At 38.3% G+C, this 20155-nt stretch carries 15 protein-coding genes and 1 pseudogene; 8 read left to right on the top strand and 8 right to left on the bottom strand.

What is annotated here, in order from left to right; genetic code table 11:
* Positions 1-134: 134 nt before the first annotated feature.
* The 3 genes from CE557_RS03585 to rfbD all read right to left on the bottom strand — a co-directional run bounded on the left by CE557_RS03585 (position 135) and on the right by rfbD (position 3701).
* Entirely contained in the window at positions 135-1028 is an 894-nt protein-coding gene (locus CE557_RS03585) for an MlaD family protein (RefSeq protein WP_114910230.1), read from the bottom strand.
* Positions 1029-1311: 283 nt separating this feature from the next.
* Positions 1312-2622: a ribosome biogenesis GTPase Der gene (gene der, locus CE557_RS03580; RefSeq protein ID WP_114910229.1), complete on the bottom strand. Its 1311-nt coding sequence runs from the start codon at positions 2620-2622 to the stop codon at positions 1312-1314.
* A gap of 200 nt (positions 2623-2822) precedes the next feature.
* The gene (rfbD, locus tag CE557_RS03575; RefSeq protein WP_114910228.1) at positions 2823-3701 is read right to left on the bottom strand and encodes a dTDP-4-dehydrorhamnose reductase; all 879 of its coding nucleotides are present in this window, start codon (positions 3699-3701) and stop codon (positions 2823-2825) included.
* A gap of 542 nt (positions 3702-4243) precedes the next feature.
* Here rfbD and CE557_RS03570 point away from each other — a divergent pair.
* Positions 4244-4783 carry a hypothetical protein gene (locus CE557_RS03570; protein WP_114910227.1) on the top strand — a complete coding sequence of 180 codons (540 nt, stop codon included), beginning with the start codon at positions 4244-4246 and terminating at the stop codon, positions 4781-4783.
* A 66-nt stretch (positions 4784-4849) separates the two neighbouring features.
* Here the strand turns inward: CE557_RS03570 and CE557_RS03565 are convergent, their stop codons facing one another.
* Entirely contained in the window at positions 4850-6241 is a 1392-nt protein-coding gene (locus CE557_RS03565) for a CCA tRNA nucleotidyltransferase (RefSeq protein WP_191239810.1), read from the bottom strand.
* 55 nt (positions 6242-6296) lie between these two features.
* Complete coding sequence (locus CE557_RS03560; protein ID WP_114910226.1) at positions 6297-7625, bottom strand: alpha/beta hydrolase; 1329 nt, start codon at positions 7623-7625, stop codon at positions 6297-6299.
* A 274-nt stretch (positions 7626-7899) separates the two neighbouring features.
* On the opposite strand from CE557_RS03560, the gene CE557_RS03555 reads away from it, so the two are divergent.
* From CE557_RS03555 to murA, 3 genes are read left to right on the top strand one after another with little or no spacing between them, the layout of a single operon-like run.
* Complete coding sequence (locus CE557_RS03555; protein ID WP_114910225.1) at positions 7900-10134, top strand: ATP-dependent helicase; 2235 nt, start codon at positions 7900-7902, stop codon at positions 10132-10134.
* 43 nt (positions 10135-10177) lie between these two features.
* Complete coding sequence (locus tag CE557_RS03550) at positions 10178-10774, top strand: DUF4290 domain-containing protein (RefSeq protein ID WP_114910224.1); 597 nt, start codon at positions 10178-10180, stop codon at positions 10772-10774.
* A gap of 31 nt (positions 10775-10805) precedes the next feature.
* A complete protein-coding gene (gene murA, locus CE557_RS03545; protein WP_114910223.1) occupies positions 10806-12104 on the top strand; it encodes a UDP-N-acetylglucosamine 1-carboxyvinyltransferase in 1299 nt (432 codons plus the stop codon).
* Positions 12105-12419: 315 nt separating this feature from the next.
* Here murA and CE557_RS03540 read toward each other — a convergent pair whose 3' ends face one another.
* Positions 12420-14219 (bottom strand): C2H2-type zinc finger protein, encoded by a 1800-nt coding sequence (locus CE557_RS03540; protein ID WP_114910222.1) that lies wholly within the window; start codon positions 14217-14219, stop codon positions 12420-12422.
* 432 nt (positions 14220-14651) lie between these two features.
* Between CE557_RS03540 and CE557_RS05290 the strand changes: the two genes are divergently transcribed.
* The 4 genes and pseudogenes from CE557_RS05290 (at position 14652) to CE557_RS03520 (ending at position 18166) form a co-directional block, all read left to right on the top strand.
* Positions 14652-14894: an AAA family ATPase gene (locus tag CE557_RS05290; RefSeq protein WP_114910221.1), complete on the top strand. Its 243-nt coding sequence runs from the start codon at positions 14652-14654 to the stop codon at positions 14892-14894.
* 58 nt (positions 14895-14952) lie between these two features.
* Positions 14953-15789, top strand: a pseudogene (locus tag CE557_RS03530) (IS256 family transposase); the annotation flags it as partial.
* A gap of 509 nt (positions 15790-16298) precedes the next feature.
* The gene (gene ltrA / locus CE557_RS03525; protein ID WP_114910220.1) at positions 16299-17606 is read left to right on the top strand and encodes a group II intron reverse transcriptase/maturase; all 1308 of its coding nucleotides are present in this window, start codon (positions 16299-16301) and stop codon (positions 17604-17606) included.
* Positions 17607-17662: 56 nt separating this feature from the next.
* Positions 17663-18166: a transposase gene (locus CE557_RS03520; RefSeq protein ID WP_317048457.1), complete on the top strand. Its 504-nt coding sequence runs from the start codon at positions 17663-17665 to the stop codon at positions 18164-18166.
* 193 nt (positions 18167-18359) lie between these two features.
* Here the strand turns inward: CE557_RS03520 and CE557_RS03515 are convergent, their stop codons facing one another.
* Positions 18360-19187: an ankyrin repeat domain-containing protein gene (locus tag CE557_RS03515; RefSeq protein ID WP_255410646.1), complete on the bottom strand. Its 828-nt coding sequence runs from the start codon at positions 19185-19187 to the stop codon at positions 18360-18362.
* 279 nt (positions 19188-19466) lie between these two features.
* On the bottom strand, positions 19467-20150 hold the full coding sequence (locus tag CE557_RS03510) for a hypothetical protein (RefSeq protein ID WP_114910218.1): 684 nt from the start codon (positions 20148-20150) through the stop codon (positions 19467-19469).
* Between the last annotated feature and the right edge of the window lie 5 nt (positions 20151-20155).

The raw sequence follows: 20155 nt of genomic DNA, 5'->3' as shown, positions 1-20155 counted from the left end.
CTTTTACTGCGTGCCAACTTTTATTCGCGGACATGGGCAGCAGTGTATACGCATTAGCCATTACTATCTCTGTATTAGAATAGATGGTCCCTTAAACCCCACCATTGACCGATCAGCTGAATAGTACTTTTTACCTATTTTTTTCTACACCCAAATAGAGAAAAGTGTACATAGCGCGATGGCCGATTTTTGAGATCACAAAGCAATGTATTCAAATTTTCTGCACTATGGTTCAAGTTATGATAGAGCGTTGGATTATGGATCAATAGACCAAAACTTCCCGCATCACTGGAGGTATGCTGGATCAATGTTTCTACATTTTTCAACATATTGGTAACTCTAAAAGAGAGATCTTTAAAAGGAATAGAGCGGATTTCTCCAAACAGGCTATGCAAAATAGGCAACATAGCAGGTATACCCTTTTTTGAGTCTGCCAATGGAGAAGAAATCGCAATCATATTTTTTGCAATCGTGGTAATGTTGTGTTCAAGCCCATGGATAGCAGTATGTAAAGTAGCACTTGTTTTTTCAAGATTGACTAAAATGGCATTCACGCCCTCAGTCGTTTTAATGAGGTTCTGTGTAACCGTTGCTACCTGGGCCGTCATGGCCTTAAGATCAATCTCATTAAAATCTGGATGGAACTGGCCAATGATAATATCATGCTTACCGATAGGGTTGCCTTTGTGTAACTCAATTTCTAAAGCATTGCCCTCCATCATACCCGCATTATTCAACATAACCTTACTGGTATCGGTTAAAGGAAATTGTTTATCTAACTCAATCGTCACCAGTGTGCTGTAATTCTGCTTAGGCTTAATCTCTACCTTTGTAACCATTCCTACTACATGACCTTTTAGCTTGACAGGAGCAGAAACATACAAGTTCTTATTAACAGGATAAATAATTTGGTAATCATTATATTTAGAAAATATATTGTGGCCTTTCAAGAACAAAAAACCATAATATAAAATACCTAAGGCAGCGAAGGCTAATAGGCCTATCATATAGTTCTTATTGATTTTCATATTGGTATCTTTTGTCTGTTTCAGTAATAGGTAAAGGTATAAAATACAAAACCATGTTACATATAGACTACCTTCAAAACACTATTGGTTATGTGCATATGGATCCGGTGCTCATCTCTCACCTACATCTCGTACGCTGCGGCTTTGCACACCGCCCCCCTACAAAAATACAAGTGCGTCTCGTAAGAAGTCTAATGTACAATTATACAAAATAACTGAATGAGTTACAGCTAACCAATGCTTTTTAATGATACATGGCCACAGTCAAGCCATACTACCTACCCTACTTTTTCTTAAATACGACCTGAACGGGTACCCCTTCAAAGTTAAAATGGGCCCTGAGTTGATTGACTAAATAGCTTTTGTAATTCGGCTGAATATAGGCTGGATGATTGCAAAAGAAAGCAAATGTAGGCGCATGGGCCGTCACCTGTGTGCAATATTTAATTTGGATATACTTTCCTTTTACAGCAGGTGGATGATTGTTTTCAATAATGGGTAAAAGGACTTTGTTTAACTCAGAAGTGGGAATTTTTTTTATCTTATTTTGATATACTGCAAGGGCTTTTTCAATGGTTTGGTAAACCCTTTGTTTCTTTACCGTTGAAACAAATAGAATAGGTAAGTAGTCTAAAGGGGCTAGTTTACGCAATAGGTGTCTTCTATAGGCCTCAGCAGTTGTCACCTCTTTATCCATCAAGTCCCATTTATTCACCACTAAGACCATACCCTTCTTATACCGATGTGCGAGTGCAATAAGTGAAATATCCTGTGCTTCTATACCATGTTGGGCATCTATCATGATCAAACAGATATCCGCGTCTTGCATGGATTTTACGGCACGCAACACAGAATAAAACTCAATCGCATCCTTTACTTTTGACTTTTTACGTATCCCTGCTGTATCGGTCAGGATGAACTTTTTATTATACCGGTTGTATTCCGTATCTATTGCATCCCTAGTGGTACCAGAGATGGGGCTAACCATGCTTCTTTTTTCATCCAATAACACATTTAAAAAAGAAGATTTACCTACGTTTGGACGGCCTAAAATGGTGAGCCTAGGCAACTGACCTGGTCCTGGATCAGTTGCTGGGGTTTCTTTTAGATAAGGTAATAAAGCATCGAGCAAATCACCTGTTCCCGAACCATTTATAGCGGCTATAGGAAATGGCGTACCCAGACCTAGGGCATAGAAACTAGGTGCCACCATGGCAGCTACTACACTTTCTGATTTATTGGCTACTAAAAAAATAGGCTTATTGATTTTGCGCAATACATGCGCAAAATCTTTATCTACATCGGTTAGACCCTCTAGACAGTCCACCATAAAAAGGACCAAGTTGGCCTCATCAAGTGCCAGTTGAATCTGTTCACGAATCCCATGCTCAAAGGTATGACCCGTACCACACATATATCCCCCGGTATCAATAACCGTAAAAGATCTATTACCCCACTGCGCATATCCATAATGCCGGTCACGAGTTGTATGGACAGAACCATCCATAATGGCTTTTCTTGATTCAATCAATCGATTAAAAAAGGTAGACTTACCTACATTAGACCTGCCTACAAGGGCCACAACATTTGCCATAAAGTTAAAATAAGAAATTTGAATGGCACCTAAAATAGTCTCGTACCTTTAGTGGATTACCCCGCATCATGGTCACCTTACAGGTGGCTTATACATATAGTACGCACCAGAAATATTTTTTAAAATTAGAATAAATAATAGCCAAAAGCAAAAATCGAATGGATCAAGGTACGCCCTCAAAAGATGCATTTGGGTGATGCTTATGGCAAAGCATCCTGCCATCTTTTCAAGCAAATAGAAAGACTATGGCGCCAGTGGGGAATCTTCATTTGAAACACCTCCCGAAAAGAAGCCTTGCTTAATACACTGTAGTAAGGCCGTGTCAGATGCGCTAAAGATGAAGCACAGGGTTCCACGGCACAACGATGGGGCAAAGCAGTTAGAATGGCATAGGCAAAATCATACCAACTGGCTACCCCTTCATTGGTATAATGATAGATACCCGATGGATAGTGTCTATTGTTTGCCATATTTTCAATAATTCCCCAAATGGCAGTAGCCAGGTCATAGACATAAGTAGGTGTGCCTATTTGGTCATCAACCACGTGAATAGTACGTTCTTTTTGAGCCAATGCAACCATTTTTGTAAAAAAATTGTTCCCCTTTTCGCCATACAACCATGCCGTTCGAATGATATAAAAATGGGAAGCACGTGCGGCGATCAGTTGTTCTCCAGCCAGTTTGGATCGACCATATTGATTCCATGGATCGGTAGGATCATTTGGCTTTAATGGACGCCCTATGGTAGCGCCAAAGACATAATCTGTTGAAATATGCAAGAGCACAATACGATATTTTGCAGCTAATGTAGCCAGGTAGCCCGCACCTATGCTATTTACTTTAAAACAGTTTGCGGCTACTTGCTCTGCTAATGCCACATGCGTATAAGCAGCACAATTTATAATGTATTGGACCCTATCTGCTTTGATACAAGACTCTATTTGAGCTGCATCTGTAATATCCAGCATGGCTTTGCTGCAAAAACGTGGTAGAAGAAAGGCATGGGCTTTAAAAGTATCTCGTAACGCAGCGCCTAACTGACCTTCTGCACCAGTCACTAAAACAACAGAGTGAACCATTTTGATAAGGTGGTATTTTACGCCTAATCTTTACTGGACGAAACAAAGCCTTGGTTTACCCTACAACCTATTGCACATAGATGCAGCTTTTAACCACAACCAATCGATATAATACGATTCAAAAACATTGCAACAATATCTTTTTTTTATTACCATTAGACGTGGAGTATGCCCGTCCAGGTTAGTAAAAGCGTAAGCAACCGCATGGCTAGCCTCAAAGGGGTCTCCAGCCGTTCATTTAGTGTAGACAACCTTTATGGTACGTGCAGGAAGTAACCATTTACAAAACAAAAAACAAAAAGCCTATGTTACCTTACAAAATAAAAACAATGGGGTAAGCAGCTCCCATTAGCTACTTTGAGGCCATTCTAGTAGCTACATCATCCATTTCCATATAAGCTGGGTAGATTGCATATAGAACTGGCCATTGCTACTTTTTTAGCATAGCCAGGTAGGCATGCACTATCCAATGGAAGCAAAGAAATGAATTGCTGAATGCATAATGCATTATGTTAATTTAACCGACCTAAACTTATGTAATTATGTACATATATACAAAAAAATTAATGTTTTTATTACTTATACCTTTGTTAACAGCACAAGGATGTAGTGACCTAAATTGCTTAAAAAGCCGAGAGAAGGCGCACAGTCGACAAATCGTTAAACATAATCAAAAAACTGCCTGTAAGCCATCATCTGCTGCAGGGACTAAGCCTAAAAAGGAGTTAAGTAAAAAGGATCCGACTAAAAATAAGCAGGGAATAAAAGATGGTGCACTATCTAAAATTAAACCTACAGGTCAAACGCAATCTACAGATGCTGCTATGGAATCAGATAATAGTCAAGATGCTCAAGCAACGCCAACTATTATCCAACAAGATAGCACTACAAGTCATGGGGATGATAAGGATCAACATACAAACCAGCATAGACAGCCTACTGAAGGGAAAAAAAAGAAAGGGGTTCTAACCCGGATTATAGATTTTTTTACAGGCTCATCAAAGCAAGATAACCCAAAAAAAGATGATAATAAGGATAATATGTATGAACAAATAGCAGATGATATGCAGCAAACCATTTAAAAATGGATTAGGTACCCAACAAGCAATGGCGTCAACGTAAGGATAGACGCCATTGCACAATTTACGTCATAAGAAACATTTCCCAATCATTAACATATAATCAAACGCCTCTTGGTATTCATTCTTAATCTTACCTTCCAATATAGCCTCTTTAATGGCCTCCTTAATGCGGCCTACCTGAGCGGATGGCTTGAGTGCAAAGGTTTCCATAATAACCGCACCCGTAATAACTGGTTGAAAATTTCTAATTTGATCACGGGCTTCTACCTCTACCACCCTTTTTTGCACCCTGTCCAGGTTAGCTAAATATTGCTGGACTTTGACTTCATTTTTAGAGGTAATATCCGCTTTACATAATAAAAATAAATCCTCTAAATCATCTCCTGCCTCATATACAAGGCGCCGTATCGCAGTATCCGTGACCTCTTTAGCCAAGGCTATAGGACGCAGATGCAACCTGACCAATTTTTGTACATATCCTAAGGCTTCCTTACTAGTAGGAAAACGTAGCCTTTTAAATAGTTTAGGCAACATTCTAGCCCCTAATTCTTCATGACCATGAAAAGAAAAACCATGCACAGGATCAAATTGTTTAGTTAATGGCTTGGCAATATCATGAAAGACAGCCGCCCAACGAAGCCATAGTTTAGCAGAATGCTGCACCAGATTGTCCAATACCTCCAGTGTATGGAGCAAGTTATCCTTATGAGAATGGTATCCAATTTGTTCTTTCCCTGAAAGCTTTTGCAATTCAGGTAGTACAATCGATAATAGATTGGTATCGAATAAAAGTTTAAACCCATAAGCAGGTCTATCCGTGGCCATCATTTTATGTAGCTCTTCCGTAATGCGTTCTTGCGCCACAATAGCCAAACGATCCCGAACAGCGGTCATAGCCACCAACGTTTCTGGTGTGATCCTAAAATTCAACTGAGCAGCCAACCGTATGGCACGCATGATGCGCAATGGGTCATCTGAAAAGGTTTGCACAGGATCACAAGGCGTTCTTAGCCACCCATCTATCAAGTCTTGCTGTCCATGAAATGGATCTATGCATTGCCCATAGGTTGCTTTGTTTAAGGAGATGGCCATGGCATTAATGGTAAAATCCCGGCGCATTTGGTCATCAGACAGTGTACCAGTTGAGACACTGGGATTGCGGGAAGTCAACAGGTAAGATTCCTTTCTAGCGCCTACAAACTCTATGACCCACCCATCCCACTGCAACATGGCCGTACCAAAACTTTTAAATAGACGAACAGGCACACCTCTGTAGGTTGCGACCGCCTCTGCCAGTACCATACCATCCCCTACGCAAACGATATCAATATCTTTAGAAGCACGTCCTAAAAACAAGTCCCGCACAAATCCCCCTACTACATAGGTTTCTAGTTGCAGCGCATCAGCCATCTCCCCTATTTGACGCAAGATGGGATGGTGCACTACAAACTGCACCATAACGTCTTTACTTTTTACACTTTCCACCATTCTATGTTTTAATATTTGTGCACAGCTAACCAGTAGCCACCCCACACGGTGCTTGTGCTATATCTTCTTCTTTCTCCTCATAAAAAGTCTCTTCTATAACTTCCACTACCTTTTGGATCACCTGTTTATTATTTAGTGCAGAAAGCCCACGCTTTACCGTAATACCTACTTTATTACCATGACAGGCACCATATACCTTGATGCGTTTAAAATTTTTCGTCACCAACCCTTCTGCATGCTGTGTAGCAACAGGCAGCAACATATCATGCTCACACTTTGGATCCCCTCCAATCAACGCTGCATAAGTAGCATTGAGTTCAGCCAATTCTTGCGCTCTAACAGGGGATTCAAATGAATCAAACAGCTGCGAGAAATCAGTTAAAACAGTAGCAATAGCAGTAATAGGCACATCAATATCCTTAAGACCTAAGGCAACGTAACAACGCATAAAATCACTTGCTGGGTCTAAATCTGTCATACCTTCTACACTTTTAAACTTCCTAGCCCATGGGGCTAGGAATTGGTATACCGCAGGGTGATTTTTTGCAATTCCCGGTGCTTTTTTAAAAAAATATCCCCTTACAAACTCACTATAACCTTGCTTTATGCGCTCTAAAATTGGTACAATCTGATCAAACGTTTGATTAAAGTGCTTCACATCTTTAATATGACCAAATACTGGAGCACCTTTCCAAGGTGTAGCTATAGTGATCAATTGACGAACAACAATTCCACATTCATTCTTCAAACGGTTCATATATTCTTTAAGCAGGGTAAAACCCCGCACCCCCCCTTGGCTATGGGTTACGAGTACAATCTGACTACCACGAGGAACCTTTGTTTTAATCTCTTCATAAGCTACGCTAGCTTGCGCCTTGATGGAATATTTCACAGTGAGATTAGAAGATTTATCTGAATGGGTAAAATCTTTGTTCAGATGTTCTAATGCAAGGATAGGCACATGGGGGAATTTTTGTTGCAAAGTTGCTTTCATCGTATCAAAGTCAGAGGAGACTCTAGTCAGACCATGCAGGCATACAATCACTTGCTTCCCTTCTTCTACTTTAGCTATGCGTTTTATTTTTTTTATAGGAGGCGCTAAATCATCTGCATCATTTAGGTTTTCTATGTCTATACTTTTCCGCTTATGGCATTGTGGAGGCGTATGAGGTTGCTTGCATAACACTTGTGGACTTGATGCCATTTGCAGATCTGATGCAGATGGTTGTTTACTTTCATGGTGGTAATCCGTACAACGGCCACCTTCACAAGCTATACCTAGCACAAGATAAAAAATCCAACCGGATCGACAAATGGCAATCAGGTCCCTACGAAGACCTACGGTATGATGCATGCTGATAAAATCCTGTAAAGATAATTGATAGAATAAAAATCTTTAGTGTTGCTTGAGTCTGACAAATATAGTTCTTTTGATCTATTTTTGATCTATTTTATAAAAATGTAGCACACAAGCAGGCTACCCGTGCATCCTTGTTTGCCCTTTAGCTAACTATTTATTAAATTATTCCCCTGCTCATATTATTTAGCCAGTCACAAGGTATAATCGCTGGTATACACATATGCTTGCGTAGCGTGCATTAAATATGAAAAGTAAAAGCGTCATCACAATGGAACCAGCTATACAACCAGACTATCTTTCTGGACTGAATGAAATGCAAAAGCAAGCCGTCCTCCATACCGATGGCCCATCAATTGTGGTAGCAGGTGCTGGCTCAGGGAAAACCAAGGTATTAACCGCCAGAATAGCCCATCTCCTCAAAGAACAAAAAGCAGCACCGCATCAGATCCTTGCGTTAACGTTTACGAATAAAGCGGCTGCTGAAATGCGTCAACGGATCACTGACGTAGTGGGCAATGGAGCACAAGCAATATGGCTGGGTACTTTCCATAGTGTTTTTATGAAATTATTACGCCGAGAAGCCAATAGCTTGGGCTATCCGGCTCATTTTAGCATTTATGACACAGACGACAGCAAATCGCTCATCAAACAAATCACTAAGGCACTGGATCTCGATGACAAGCTATATAAGCCAGGCGTTATATTGGGCCGCATTTCCCATGCTAAAAACAGGTTGATTAAGCCAGAGGTTTACGCTGCGGACCCAACCTATCAAAAGGAAGATGCCCATATGCGTATGCCTAAGTTCAGTGAAATATTTTTAAGGTATGCACGCCACTGCTTACAAGCCGGTGCAATGGATTTTGATGACTTACTGGTACAAACGCATACGTTGTTCCATGATCACCCTACATTAGCCACAAAGTATCAACAACAATTTCGTTATCTATTGATTGATGAGTTTCAAGATACCAATTTGGTGCAGTATCGTATTGCCAAAACACTGGCAGCGCATCACCAAAACATCTGTGTAGTGGGCGATGATGCACAAAGTATTTACGCCTTTAGGGGTGCGGATATTCATAATATTTTACATTTTTCCCATGACTACCCCAACCACCAAATGATCAAACTGGAGCAAAATTACCGCTCTACAAGACATATCGTAGATATCGCAAACCAGATCATTAGCCACAATGCAGCACAATTAAAGAAAAAGGTTTGGACAACCAATCCCATGGGAGCACCCATTCAGGTGCTAAGGGCTAGGTCAGATATGGAAGAAAGCCAGCTGGTAGTAGATCAGCTGCTAACAGAAAAGTTAAGCGGCCAACTGCGTTATCGAGACTTTGTTATTTTATATCGTACCAATAATCAGTCTCGAAACTTTGAGGAGGCATTACGCAAACAAAATATTCCTTACCAGATCATAGGTGGGCTCTCTTTTTACCAACGCAAAGAAGTCAAAGACCTTTTAGCCTATTTGCGTTTTGTGATAAACCAGAATGATACAGAAGCCTTTAAAAGGGTTATTAATTTCCCTAGACGAGGCATTGGACCTACTACTATTAATAAAATATTTTCTATTGCAGCGGAAAGCGCACGCCCGCTCTGGACGGTACTGCATGACTTAAATGATTTTTTACGTGGTGCCGCTGCAACAGCTGTCTCTCGTTTTGTAACCCTTATTGATACCGCAAGACAGAGCAACGAAAATGCATATACGATAGCAGCCTATATAGCCAAAGCATCTGGTCTACTCAAGGAACTACATGAAGATAAAACCGTAGAAGGGCGCACCCGCTATGAGCATATCCAAGAACTACTCAACAGCATCAAACAGTTTGTAGACCAACCTGAAAACAATGATCCAAGCCTAGGCAGTTTCTTACAAGAAATTCCACTGCTGACGAGTGCAGATCAAAATCATGTACATGAAGACGCAGTAACCCTAATGACGATTCACGCTTCTAAAGGGCTAGAATTCAAATACGTATACCTAGTAGGCATGGAAGAAGAACTTTTCCCCTCTGCTATGATGTTGGGCAACCAAGCAGACTTAGAAGAAGAAAGACGCCTTTTTTACGTAGCCGTTACCCGTGCACAACTCAAGTTAACGCTATCGCACGCTTTAAGCAGATACCGATTTGGTAAATTAACCCATGTGCAACCCAGTCGTTTTTTAAAAGAGATAGGGAGGCATACAACAGCGCAAAGGGCCACTAAACCTGCGCAATGTACAGTTACCGCTCAGCCCATTCAAAAGTACAAGCTAGGCAGCTCCATGAGCAAAAGAGAGAGACCTGCACCCGACCAGTCTAGCATTGGGCCAACAGCCCTACAAGTTGGACATATGGTACATCACCTCCACTTTGGTTCAGGAAAAGTCTTGAAGGTAGTGGAAGCCGCAGGCATGCGTAAAGCGGTGATTCTTTTTCATAAATTTGGAGAAAAGACCCTCTTATTAAATTATGCAAAGCTAGACATACTGCCTACAACATAGAAGGCCTAATGAAATATTATTTATTATAACCCAATAACCCACAATGTACGACTATAATACAACGCGATCCCCTTTAATGCTTAAAGAATATGGTAGAAATATACAAAAGCTTATGGAGCAATTTGCCACCATTGAGGACAAAGCAGTTCGTACACAACAAGCCCATGGTATTGTCAAACTGATGGAAGTGGTCAACCCTCATGCAGAATCGCCACAAAAACGATGGGACGATCTTTTTATACTATCGGATTACAAATTAGATATTGATAGTCCTACGCCTAAACCTATAAAAAGAGTAAGCGGCGAGCAGCATTATGCACATATGCCCTCTATGCAGCTGATTAGATACAAGTATTATGGACGACATATAGAAGCACTCCTAAAAAAAATCACTACCCTACCGACACTTAAAGAACAAGAACAGATGTTGATGGCAGTGGGCAAGCTCATGCGTCGTTTTAGCAATACATGGAACAACGATTACATCAACAATGAAAGAATCATCCAAGACATCAAACGCATGCTACCAGAGGGTACAACGCTGGATGTAGGCATCCTACGCACCTTACCAGATGAAGGTGCAAATGGGCAAAAGCCTAGAAATAGACCATACCTAAAAACCAATACGGCTAAAAAGTAATCCGACTTATCTCAACAAGCTCCATTGCACCATGCATAAATTTATTGTCCATGGAGGGCATCGGTTGTCTGGCACCATCAAACCACAAGGTTCAAAAAATGAGGCCCTACAGGTGATCTGTGCCACCCTATTAACCGATGACATCGTAACGCTGCACAATTTGCCCAATATTACAGATGTCCAAAGTGTCATGAAGCTGCTAGCGCTTTTAGGCGTTCAAATTACCCCCTTGGGGCATGGAACCTATCAGTTTTGTGCTGCGAGCCTTACCAAAGACGCCATGCTTACAGCGGCCTTTCGAGAGGAGTACACTAAAGTAAGGGGTTCTATTATGTTACTGGCCCCTCTTTTAATTCGTTTCAGGGAAGTAGTTATAGCCCAACCTGGAGGAGATCGGATTGGGCGCAGGGGGCTGCATGCGCATTTCGAAGGACTCATGCAGCTAGGTATTGCTTTCCATGCTGCTAAGCCCAATTGGATTGCCCAGTGCCATGCACTGCAAGGAGCCGATGTACTAATGCCAGAAGCATCTGTCACGGGTACAGCTAATCTGATTATGGCTGCCAGCATGGCCAAAGGCAAAACCATTATTTACCCAGCAGCTTCTGAGCCACATGTACAACAGCTTTGCCGTATGCTAGTAGCTATGGGCGCGCGCATCACAGGTATTGGCTCCAATCTATTAACCATAGAGGGTGTACACACACTACAGGGTACTACCCACACCATCTTACCAGACATGTTGGAAATTGGTAGTTTTATTGGATTGGCCGCAGCAACTCAATCCGCACTAACCATCACAGATGTACCTATTAAACTTTTTGCACCCGTTTGGTATTGCTTTGAAAAACTAGGTATTCTTCTAGAAAAACAAAAAGATACCTTACATATTCCAGCCCAGTCTGCTTACCATATTCAACCGGAAATGGATGGGAATCTTGTAACGATTTACGATGCAGTTTGGCCAGGCATACCTGCTGATTTACTAAGTATCGCAGTTGTAGCTGCTGTACACGCACAAGGCCATATTTTAATCCATCAGAAAATGTTTGAAAGCAGGCTTTTTTTTGTAGACCATTTGATTGAAATGGGTGCAAGACTGGTATTATGTGATCCACATAGGGTACATATAGTAGGCCTAGGCAATAGCCATAAGTTGCATGGCATCCATATGAGTTCAAGCGATATTCGAGCAGGTATCGCTTTATTAATTGCCGCACTAGCGGCAGAAGGTACCAGTACGATTGAAAACATTCGTCAAATCGATCGAGGATATGAATCCATTGACCAACGCCTCAATGCCTTAGGTGCCTCTATTGAAAGGGTGTAGGGGTCTATTCGAACCATGCCGCCAACTATAGTGGGTTAATTTATCCGGACAACTTTTGCTTAATTTTATCTATCTGTCTTACGTATGTGTTATAAGCTTATCTTATTAAAGAGCTAGAATAAGGTTGCAGTATCTTTGGTATTCCATACCGTCGTGAATGTTTGATAAATGGCGTCAACTTAAGGAATATATTTTAATGAACTTTTGTCCACTTTTTTCTTGATAAAAAAGTGGACAAAAAACCATCGCTCTGAACACATACGTTTATTGAACCTTTCTGATTTGGCGGTTTGTGATGGATCTTTTTATGGTTTTCTAAGCTGTTTTTGTAACCAAACGTGCTCTCACAGATCTCACATTTGTATGGGTTTTTCCTGTGTGTGTTCTACTATGGCTTTTTAAGTAATTCTTATACCTGAACACTTTATTACAGACTTCACATTTGTATGGGTTTTCTTCTGGATACTTTCCTCCCATATGGGATTGTAAACTATTTTTGTTACTATACGTTGCACCATAGACCATACACTTTGGTTCTTCTCCTGTGTGCGTCTTTAGATGCCATTGTAATTCACAATTTTGACTGAACTCTTTTTTACATACCTCACATTTGTATGGGTTTTTTCCTATGTGCTTGTTTACATGGTATTGTAACGTATATTTAGTACGAAATTGTTTCCCACACCTATCCCACCTACATATCTTCTTACTATATTGTCCCTCGTGTTGCTCATCTACATGATTGTAAAAAAGCGCTTGGTTATTGAACGTTTCCTTACAAGTACCCCATTTACATATATATATTTGTTCTGTTCTTTTACGTTTTGTTGAATAATCTTGTTTTTGTTCGTTAATTGTTAGCTTAGATGGCTGATTTGACAGTTTGTGCTGGGTTCTTAGATGGCATTGTAATCCATAGTTTTGACTGAACTTTTTCTGACAGACCTCACATTTGTATGGTTTTTTTCCTGTGTGCGTGTTTAGATGGTTTGCTAACGTATATATAGCAGTGAATTGTTTCCCACACCCATCCCACTTACATGTCTGCTCATAATGTTCTATTCGGTGTTTCTTCTTTACATGATTGCAAAAAAGCGCTTTTTTATTAAACGTTTCCTTACAAGTACCCCATTTACATATGTATATTTGTTGTGTTCTTTTACGTTTTGTTGAATAATCTTGTTTTTGTTCGTTATCAGCGCATCTTTTATCACTTACATTATACTGGCCGGCAATAGGTATAAACTCATCTAGGTTTAATTGTTGTGAACTTTCTATTGATAAGCTATTTGGGTTGTCGATATAGTCTTTGATGTAACCTTTTATTAATTGAACCGAATCTTTAATCTTTTCAGTATTGCCACTATTTTTATTAATCTCTGCTTCTCCAACCTTAATAGAATTATATAGTATATATTTTTCTATATTATAGTTATAATTAATTGACTCCTCGAATACCTCTTTTAGCAAATCTGAATGGCCATACGCGGTTGCCATATCAATCACATTCAATCCATGATTATTAGTAACCGTAAAAATCTTATCTAGATATGCTTTTGGATCAAAACCACTGATTTGTAAAGAATAGAATCTCTCGAAAATTATTCTAAATATACCTAAAATATTATTTTGGGACACAAAATCTAATGGAAGCGATCCTGAATAATTTTTTTGCGTTAGATATATATACAGCTCCTTACAAAGATGGACTAGAGGCTTTCTGGTATCAGGCTCAAAAAACTCCTTAATAAACAAAATACCATTATTTTTAATTCCATTATGGACTAGATTATTCCCTATTTGATCTGGTGGGCTATACTTGATCAATAAGCATGGAATGATATGATCATGGCAATAACAACATGATTCAGGGTGTATAATAGCATATAATTCATCAAGATACACCTCACTATCTAAGATTGCTTGAATCAATTCCCAACTACCTTGATTAGCTGCATAAGCAATTAAGTTATTTGATTGCGCTAAAGGGATTTCTAGCATAGTATCATGGGACCAATTACTGCCCATATCACTATCTGGATTATAATTAAACCTATTTATTTGACCACATCCATATATAAAGTATACCAAAGATAAACAGTAAAAAAAGAGCATAAAGTTTTGTTACAAAATTTATTTTTTAACAGAATTAAATAATGATACATTGGGTAAAATGGTTGATAAAATGAATCACTTGGTTATATCGACTCAATTTGAGTAGCTCACTTTCAATGGACAATAAGTAAAACCATCCTATTTGTCATACCGCTTTAGCTATAAGCCAAAGCGTAATAACTGGTTACAGGATGCTTATCTGCCCTTTTAGTAATCTTCTTAATTTTTTATATATAAAGAAAAAAAATAGAGCACACAACTATCTATCGGACTGATGCTATTGACTGTCTACAGTTAGGCGCAAATTTTATTGGAGTGCTATAGGAGTTGTAATACATGATTATTACCCCTCGTTTTGACATAGTTTATCTATACAACTGAAAGAATAATAATAGTTGCAAAACAGAATTAAAAAATAAAGGGCTTTAAGATATCTTAATTCCTTGCAGTGATATCTTAATTCCTATTATCAATCTAACTAAAGGATCAGACCTAGAAAAAGCCAATATCAAGGTTATGAAAGATTTCTTTATGACTTTAAAATCAATCAATAAACACCTTAAGTTTACTTTTATCACTGGCGTAAGCAAATTCAGGTTATCAGACGTTTTTTCAGGCGCTAATCATTTAGACGATATTACGATTTCCAAAGATGCTGAGGAAGTGTTCGATTAACTGTGTCAAGTCTGCAAAAAGTTATAATTTAAATAATTAAACATTTAAGGTTTTAGACATGGAAGAACATATGCAGAATGACTACGTTGGTTTAGTAGATTACAAATTTCTGGAGGCAAATATTTTGTCCTCTATCCGTTTAGGTAAACCTTTGACAGGTAAAGATGGAGCTTTAACCCCTCTGATCAAGAAACTTCTAGAGGCCAGTTTAGAAGGTGAAATGGCGCACCACTTATCTAATGCTTCAGCAGTACATAACCGAAGGAATGGCAAAAGCTGTAAAACTTTGCGCACAAGTTCTGGTTCCTTTGATCTACTAACTCCTAGAGATAGAGTAGGTAGTTTCGATCCACAGATAGTTAAAAAGCGCCAAACAAGTCTACATCCTGAGCTAGAAACCAAGATTTTAAGTATGTTTTCTAGTGGCATGAGCTATAAATGCATAGCTGCGCATGTTGAAGAAATTTATGATCATAAAATATCAGCTGCTGAAATATCGAGTATTACTGATACCCTGTTACCGGTAATAAATGAATGGCGGAACCATCCGCTTCAATCGGTTTACCCTATCGTTTTTATGGATGGTATGTTTTTTAAAGTAAAAGAAGATGGCAGATGTGTAAGTAAATGTATGTATACCTTATTAGGCATAGATCAGAAGGGAAAAAAAGAAGTATTAGGCTTCTATTTATCTGAAAGTGAGGGATCTAACTTCTGGTTAGGTGTACTTAATGAGCTTAAGGAACGAGGTGTAGAAGATATCCTTATCGCTTGTGTTGATGGTCTAAAAAACTTTCCTGCAGCTATAAATAGCGCTTTCCCTAATGCACAAGTGCAAATGTGTGTAATACATCGCGTGCCAAGTATGGTACAAACAAAGGAGATGAAAGGAGCTCCTACCAATAAAACCTTTAAGTTGGATAGCCTGAGACAGATGCTAGCAGCGTAAGCGGCTAGTATGAAGCATGTCTGACAATGCATGGCCAATACCCACTTTGGGCCAGCGGGCAAATCAATAGGTCGTAATGAAAATGAACGTAATTAGTAGCGTCGTAATTACATGTCTAGCAGATATCAGTGGGAGAGCTAGAAGAAAGAAGTGCTGATCGCCTCTGATGTACGGGTAAAGGCAGCAAGTTTAGTGGAAATAAAGGTGATACCACTAATCTACTTCTCGGCGTCTAAACGGCGACATATTGAGAATGTTTGTACAGTAACTTGGGAGATCCTTAGATACGCACGGTTAGTAATAATTGTAATGTACTGGTTATAAGGTTAAAAAAAAACTGAAATTCTAAGTACAGTATCTAAGGAAGTCGGAGGGGGTCATAGTACTGATGATAGTAAGGACAACATAACCTTACAGGAAGGAAGGGCTCCTACTTTGATCAAAACTTATTAAGTATGGAGGAATTGGTGACTGCAGAGGGTAAAACCTTTGCTCAAAGCGCCCTAGAAAAAGTTCGGGTACTACAAAATAAGTTGCATCAAGCAGCCAAGAAGGATCAAAAGAGAACATTTGGTATTCTATATGATAAAGTCTGTCAATTAGAAGTATTATGGGTTTCATGGCTTCGGGTACAAAAGAACAAAGGTGCCCCTGGCTTAGATGGAAGGACCATACTTGCAATCAAGGAGTACGGTGTGATAAAATTCTTACAAGAGATTCAACAAGAACTTCTTAGTAAACAATATAAACCCAGCTCAGTGAAACGCGTATATATCCGAAAAAGTAATGGTAAGCTTAGACCTCTTGGAATACCCATCGTAAAGGATAGAGTAATACAAGGAGCGGTTAAGTTGATAATAGAACCAATATTCGAAGCTAATTTTCTAGAAGGATCTTATGGATTTAGGCCAAAACGCAATTGCCAAGATGCCATAAAGGCAGTAAGGAAATGGGTTACCTATGGATATAGGACAGTAATAGATGCTGATATATCTTCTTATTTTGACACCATTAATCACGAACTTCTATTGAAGTTAATAAACCGTAGAATTAGAGATAGGTGGATTATAAGAATCATTAAAGGATGGCTAATTCATTCTGTATTCCAACAAGATAAAACTTCTTTATCTGATAAAGGTACCCCACAAGGATCAGTTATATCACCCTTACTTGCAAATATATACTTACATAGCCTAGATAAATACTGGCGTCAGCAACATAATGAATGGGACACCCAGATGGTTAGATACTGTGACGATTGTGTAATTCTGATCAGAAATAAAGACCCACTGCCGTATATGGAATCATTAAAGCAGATGCTCAGTAAACTACGATTAACCCTTTCAGAAGAAAAGACAGAAATTACTGAGGCTGAAAGAGGGTTTGATTTTTTAGGTGTAAGGATGGTATTGAATAAGAGCAGAAAGTCTAAGGATAAGAAATTCTGTTACGGTTTTCCTACAAGAAAATCTATGACAGAATTAAGAAATAAGATCAGAAAAGAAATTGGTAGAGACTATCAACCATCACTGGCCCATAAAATCAACTATCTAAATCCAATATTGCGAGGATGGGCTAATTATTATAATTGGCTTAATAGCGCAATACAATTTAGAAAGATAGACCAATATGTTGTTAGAAAACTAAATCTCTGGAACCGAGTCAAACATATGGCAAAGAAAAGAAAGTATCAATGGCTGTCAACAAAAGAGCTACATACTCAAGGACTCTACAAAGTCAGTGGACATCTTTGTTATAGTTGATAAGGCTTCGCATGCTGCGTGTATGTTGACATTCGCGTTGATCATCGGAAAGCCGTATGAAGGAAAACTTCACGTACGGTTTGATGAGGAGGTGGAGGAAACCGGCAACTAGGCGCCTCTGCCTTACTCTACAAATTAGGAATAGCTTGCAGTATGTCTCCTATAAAGATAGAAAAGAATTATGTGCTGATTTAAAGCCAATTTATACATCAGTGACTGAAGAAGAAGCACTGATGGCATTAGAAACTTTTGCCAGCAAATGGGATAAACAGTATCCACAAATAGCCAAGTCTTGGTATGCTAATTGGAATAATCTGATGGTGTTTTTACAATACCCTAACGCTATACGTAGAGTCATCTACACAACAAATGCTGTGGAAGCTGTCAATAGCCAATTTCGTAGAGTTACCAAAAATAAAAGAGTGTTTCCTAATGATATAGCTGTTTTTAAAACCTTGTATCTAACTATTAATTACATGACCAGAAAGTGGACCATTCCTATTCATAATTGGAGCGAGGCTATCGCACATTTTTTAATTAAATTTGAAAATAGAATTTGAAAAACCAAAAAAATAATTTACACAGTTAGATCGACAGAACCGCGCTTAGCGTGTATTTACGCGTGATTTTGACTAATACCCTAGACCCAAAAAAACATCTAGTATTTTTCTTATTTTATACTTGCTTAATCTACAGAATTTTATAGCAAAACAATATATATATGCATATATATTGTTTTGCTAGTCAAGAGCCTTATTTTTTAGTTAAACTCTTTCCTGGTTTAGCACCATGCTCCTTTAATAAATTAATTGTATCAGATATATTATTAAAATCTATTCCATACAATTCTACATCACTAGTTTCTTCCAGCTTTAGTTTCCATTTGTCTCGGGCGCTATTAGCCTTATCTAAAGGAGTCTCTCCATCATTATTTTCTTCATTTATATTAGCACCACAGTCTAATAACGCCTTAGCTGATTCTATGTTACCAAGTTTTGATGCCTTATGTAGGGCAGTCTCCCCCTTATTATCTGGTTGATTTACATTTACTGAATAAAGATTTACTAACATCCTTATTATTTCTCCATTATTACGGATCGATGCTATATGTACAGGATTCATCCGAAGACTATTTACTGCACATACCTTTGCATTATACTTAGATATTGACAATTCGATTATATGTTGAACCTTCAAATATTCTTCTTTTGGCAATTTGTGTAAACTTGCCAATCTGTGTAAAATAGTTGTATCAACCAATACACCATCTGTTTTTTGCAAGAAAGACTCTAATAATGCTGAATTACCAGATTGCATTGCGAACTCTATTGCCATATCTACAGGATTATAGCCCACAATATTTTCAATATTTGGATCAGCGCCACGATCTGATAATAGTTTAGATAAGTTTAAATCGCGATTTTTTGATGCGTAATATAAAGGAGTGTTTCCAAAGCCATCTAATACATTGACATCAGCGCCATATTGCAATAACATTTTAGAAAATCCTGTATGCTTCATAATTGTTGATATATGTAAAGCAAAGAGGAGCTTTACTTCATTATATCCATCGACTAGAATTTCAGTGCTTCCACGTTCATTTACATTAACCCATTACAAGCTGCCACAAGCGGCAACAAAACTAAATACTTTTTCATGATGAATAAATTTTCGATAAAATTTTAAGATCTGTTTACTCAAAAACAAGATCATGCAATATTCAAAATATATTTCTTAAAAAGCAAATAAACTACTAGGATTTCTACCTACTACCTACTCAAAAAATAGAAATCTCTATTTATCTACCTTAACTTAATTGAAAACATTTTTTGAACCTTATATTCAATATAATAACTATTTTTAGCATTTACTATTTCTTTTTATTTTGCTTTTTACGATATGCTGTATCAGCTCATTGTTTAGCTTTTCACTGTATAGCTCTGCAATGGATTCTTGATCTTTCTTAGAGACTTTTTCAGATGCCACTTGAAGCCTATTGATCCTTTCTACCAGTTCTCCCATATCTAAGATATTTTTATTTTTAATACTTTCTAATTGAAAATACTTCACCGGATCATTTTTGTAAAAGTTAGGATTAGATAGCGTCTTATCTATCTTTTTATTTTGAATCTCTAAATTTTTAATCTGTTCTTTATAAACTGGAATCAGTCTATTATTAGCCTCTTTAGCAGCTATTTTAATTTGATCTGATCGCCTCAACGCTCTTTGAATATCTAAGCAAAGACTGTTTAAACTTTTTGGAGGTTTTGTACTCAGGAAATTACTACCTCTACTGGTAAAAGCATCTATCCTACCTAATAGGGATTTTTCTCTATAATAGGAAAAAGAACAATCTCTTTTAAGCCCTCTAGTACACTCCAAACTAGGTATATAATCACTAGGGTTTAAACTAATACCACTTATTTTTTCCGATATACCTAACACTACTTTACCATATTTAGCGTCAGCAAGATCTTTAAATAATGATTTACTTTGATTTTTAATAGAATTTGCTTGCTCTAGACGCTCTTTTAATTTTCTCATAACCT

Source organism: Cardinium endosymbiont of Sogatella furcifera (genome assembly GCF_003351905.1).
Lineage (GTDB): Bacteria > Bacteroidota > Bacteroidia > Cytophagales > Amoebophilaceae > Cardinium.
The sequence above is the reverse complement of the archived record's forward strand: the minus strand, read 5'-3'. Positions and strand labels throughout refer to the sequence as shown.

Bases quoted from the DNA above. Each gene is read 5' to 3' on its own strand.
- CE557_RS03560 (WP_114910226.1), bottom strand. From the start codon at position 7,625: ATGCATCATACCGTAGGTCTTCGTAGGGACCTGATTGCCATTTGTCGA.
- CE557_RS03565 (WP_191239810.1), bottom strand. From the start codon at position 6,241: ATGGTGCAGTTTGTAGTGCACCATCCCATCTTGCGTCAAATAGGGGAG.
- ltrA (WP_114910220.1), top strand. From the start codon at position 16,299: ATGGAGGAATTGGTGACTGCAGAGGGTAAAACCTTTGCTCAAAGCGCC.
- CE557_RS03510 (WP_114910218.1), bottom strand. From the start codon at position 20,150: ATGAGAAAATTAAAAGAGCGTCTAGAGCAAGCAAATTCTATTAAAAAT.
- murA (WP_114910223.1), top strand. From the start codon at position 10,806: ATGCATAAATTTATTGTCCATGGAGGGCATCGGTTGTCTGGCACCATC.
- CE557_RS03570 (WP_114910227.1), top strand. From the start codon at position 4,244: ATGTACATATATACAAAAAAATTAATGTTTTTATTACTTATACCTTTG.
- CE557_RS03540 (WP_114910222.1), bottom strand. From the start codon at position 14,219: ATGCTCTTTTTTTACTGTTTATCTTTGGTATACTTTATATATGGATGT.
- rfbD (WP_114910228.1), bottom strand. From the start codon at position 3,701: ATGGTTCACTCTGTTGTTTTAGTGACTGGTGCAGAAGGTCAGTTAGGC.
- CE557_RS03550 (WP_114910224.1), top strand. From the start codon at position 10,178: ATGTACGACTATAATACAACGCGATCCCCTTTAATGCTTAAAGAATAT.
- CE557_RS03520 (WP_317048457.1), top strand. From the start codon at position 17,663: ATGAAGGAAAACTTCACGTACGGTTTGATGAGGAGGTGGAGGAAACCG.
- CE557_RS03585 (WP_114910230.1), bottom strand. From the start codon at position 1,028: ATGAAAATCAATAAGAACTATATGATAGGCCTATTAGCCTTCGCTGCC.
- der (WP_114910229.1), bottom strand. From the start codon at position 2,622: ATGGCAAATGTTGTGGCCCTTGTAGGCAGGTCTAATGTAGGTAAGTCT.
- CE557_RS03555 (WP_114910225.1), top strand. From the start codon at position 7,900: ATGGAACCAGCTATACAACCAGACTATCTTTCTGGACTGAATGAAATG.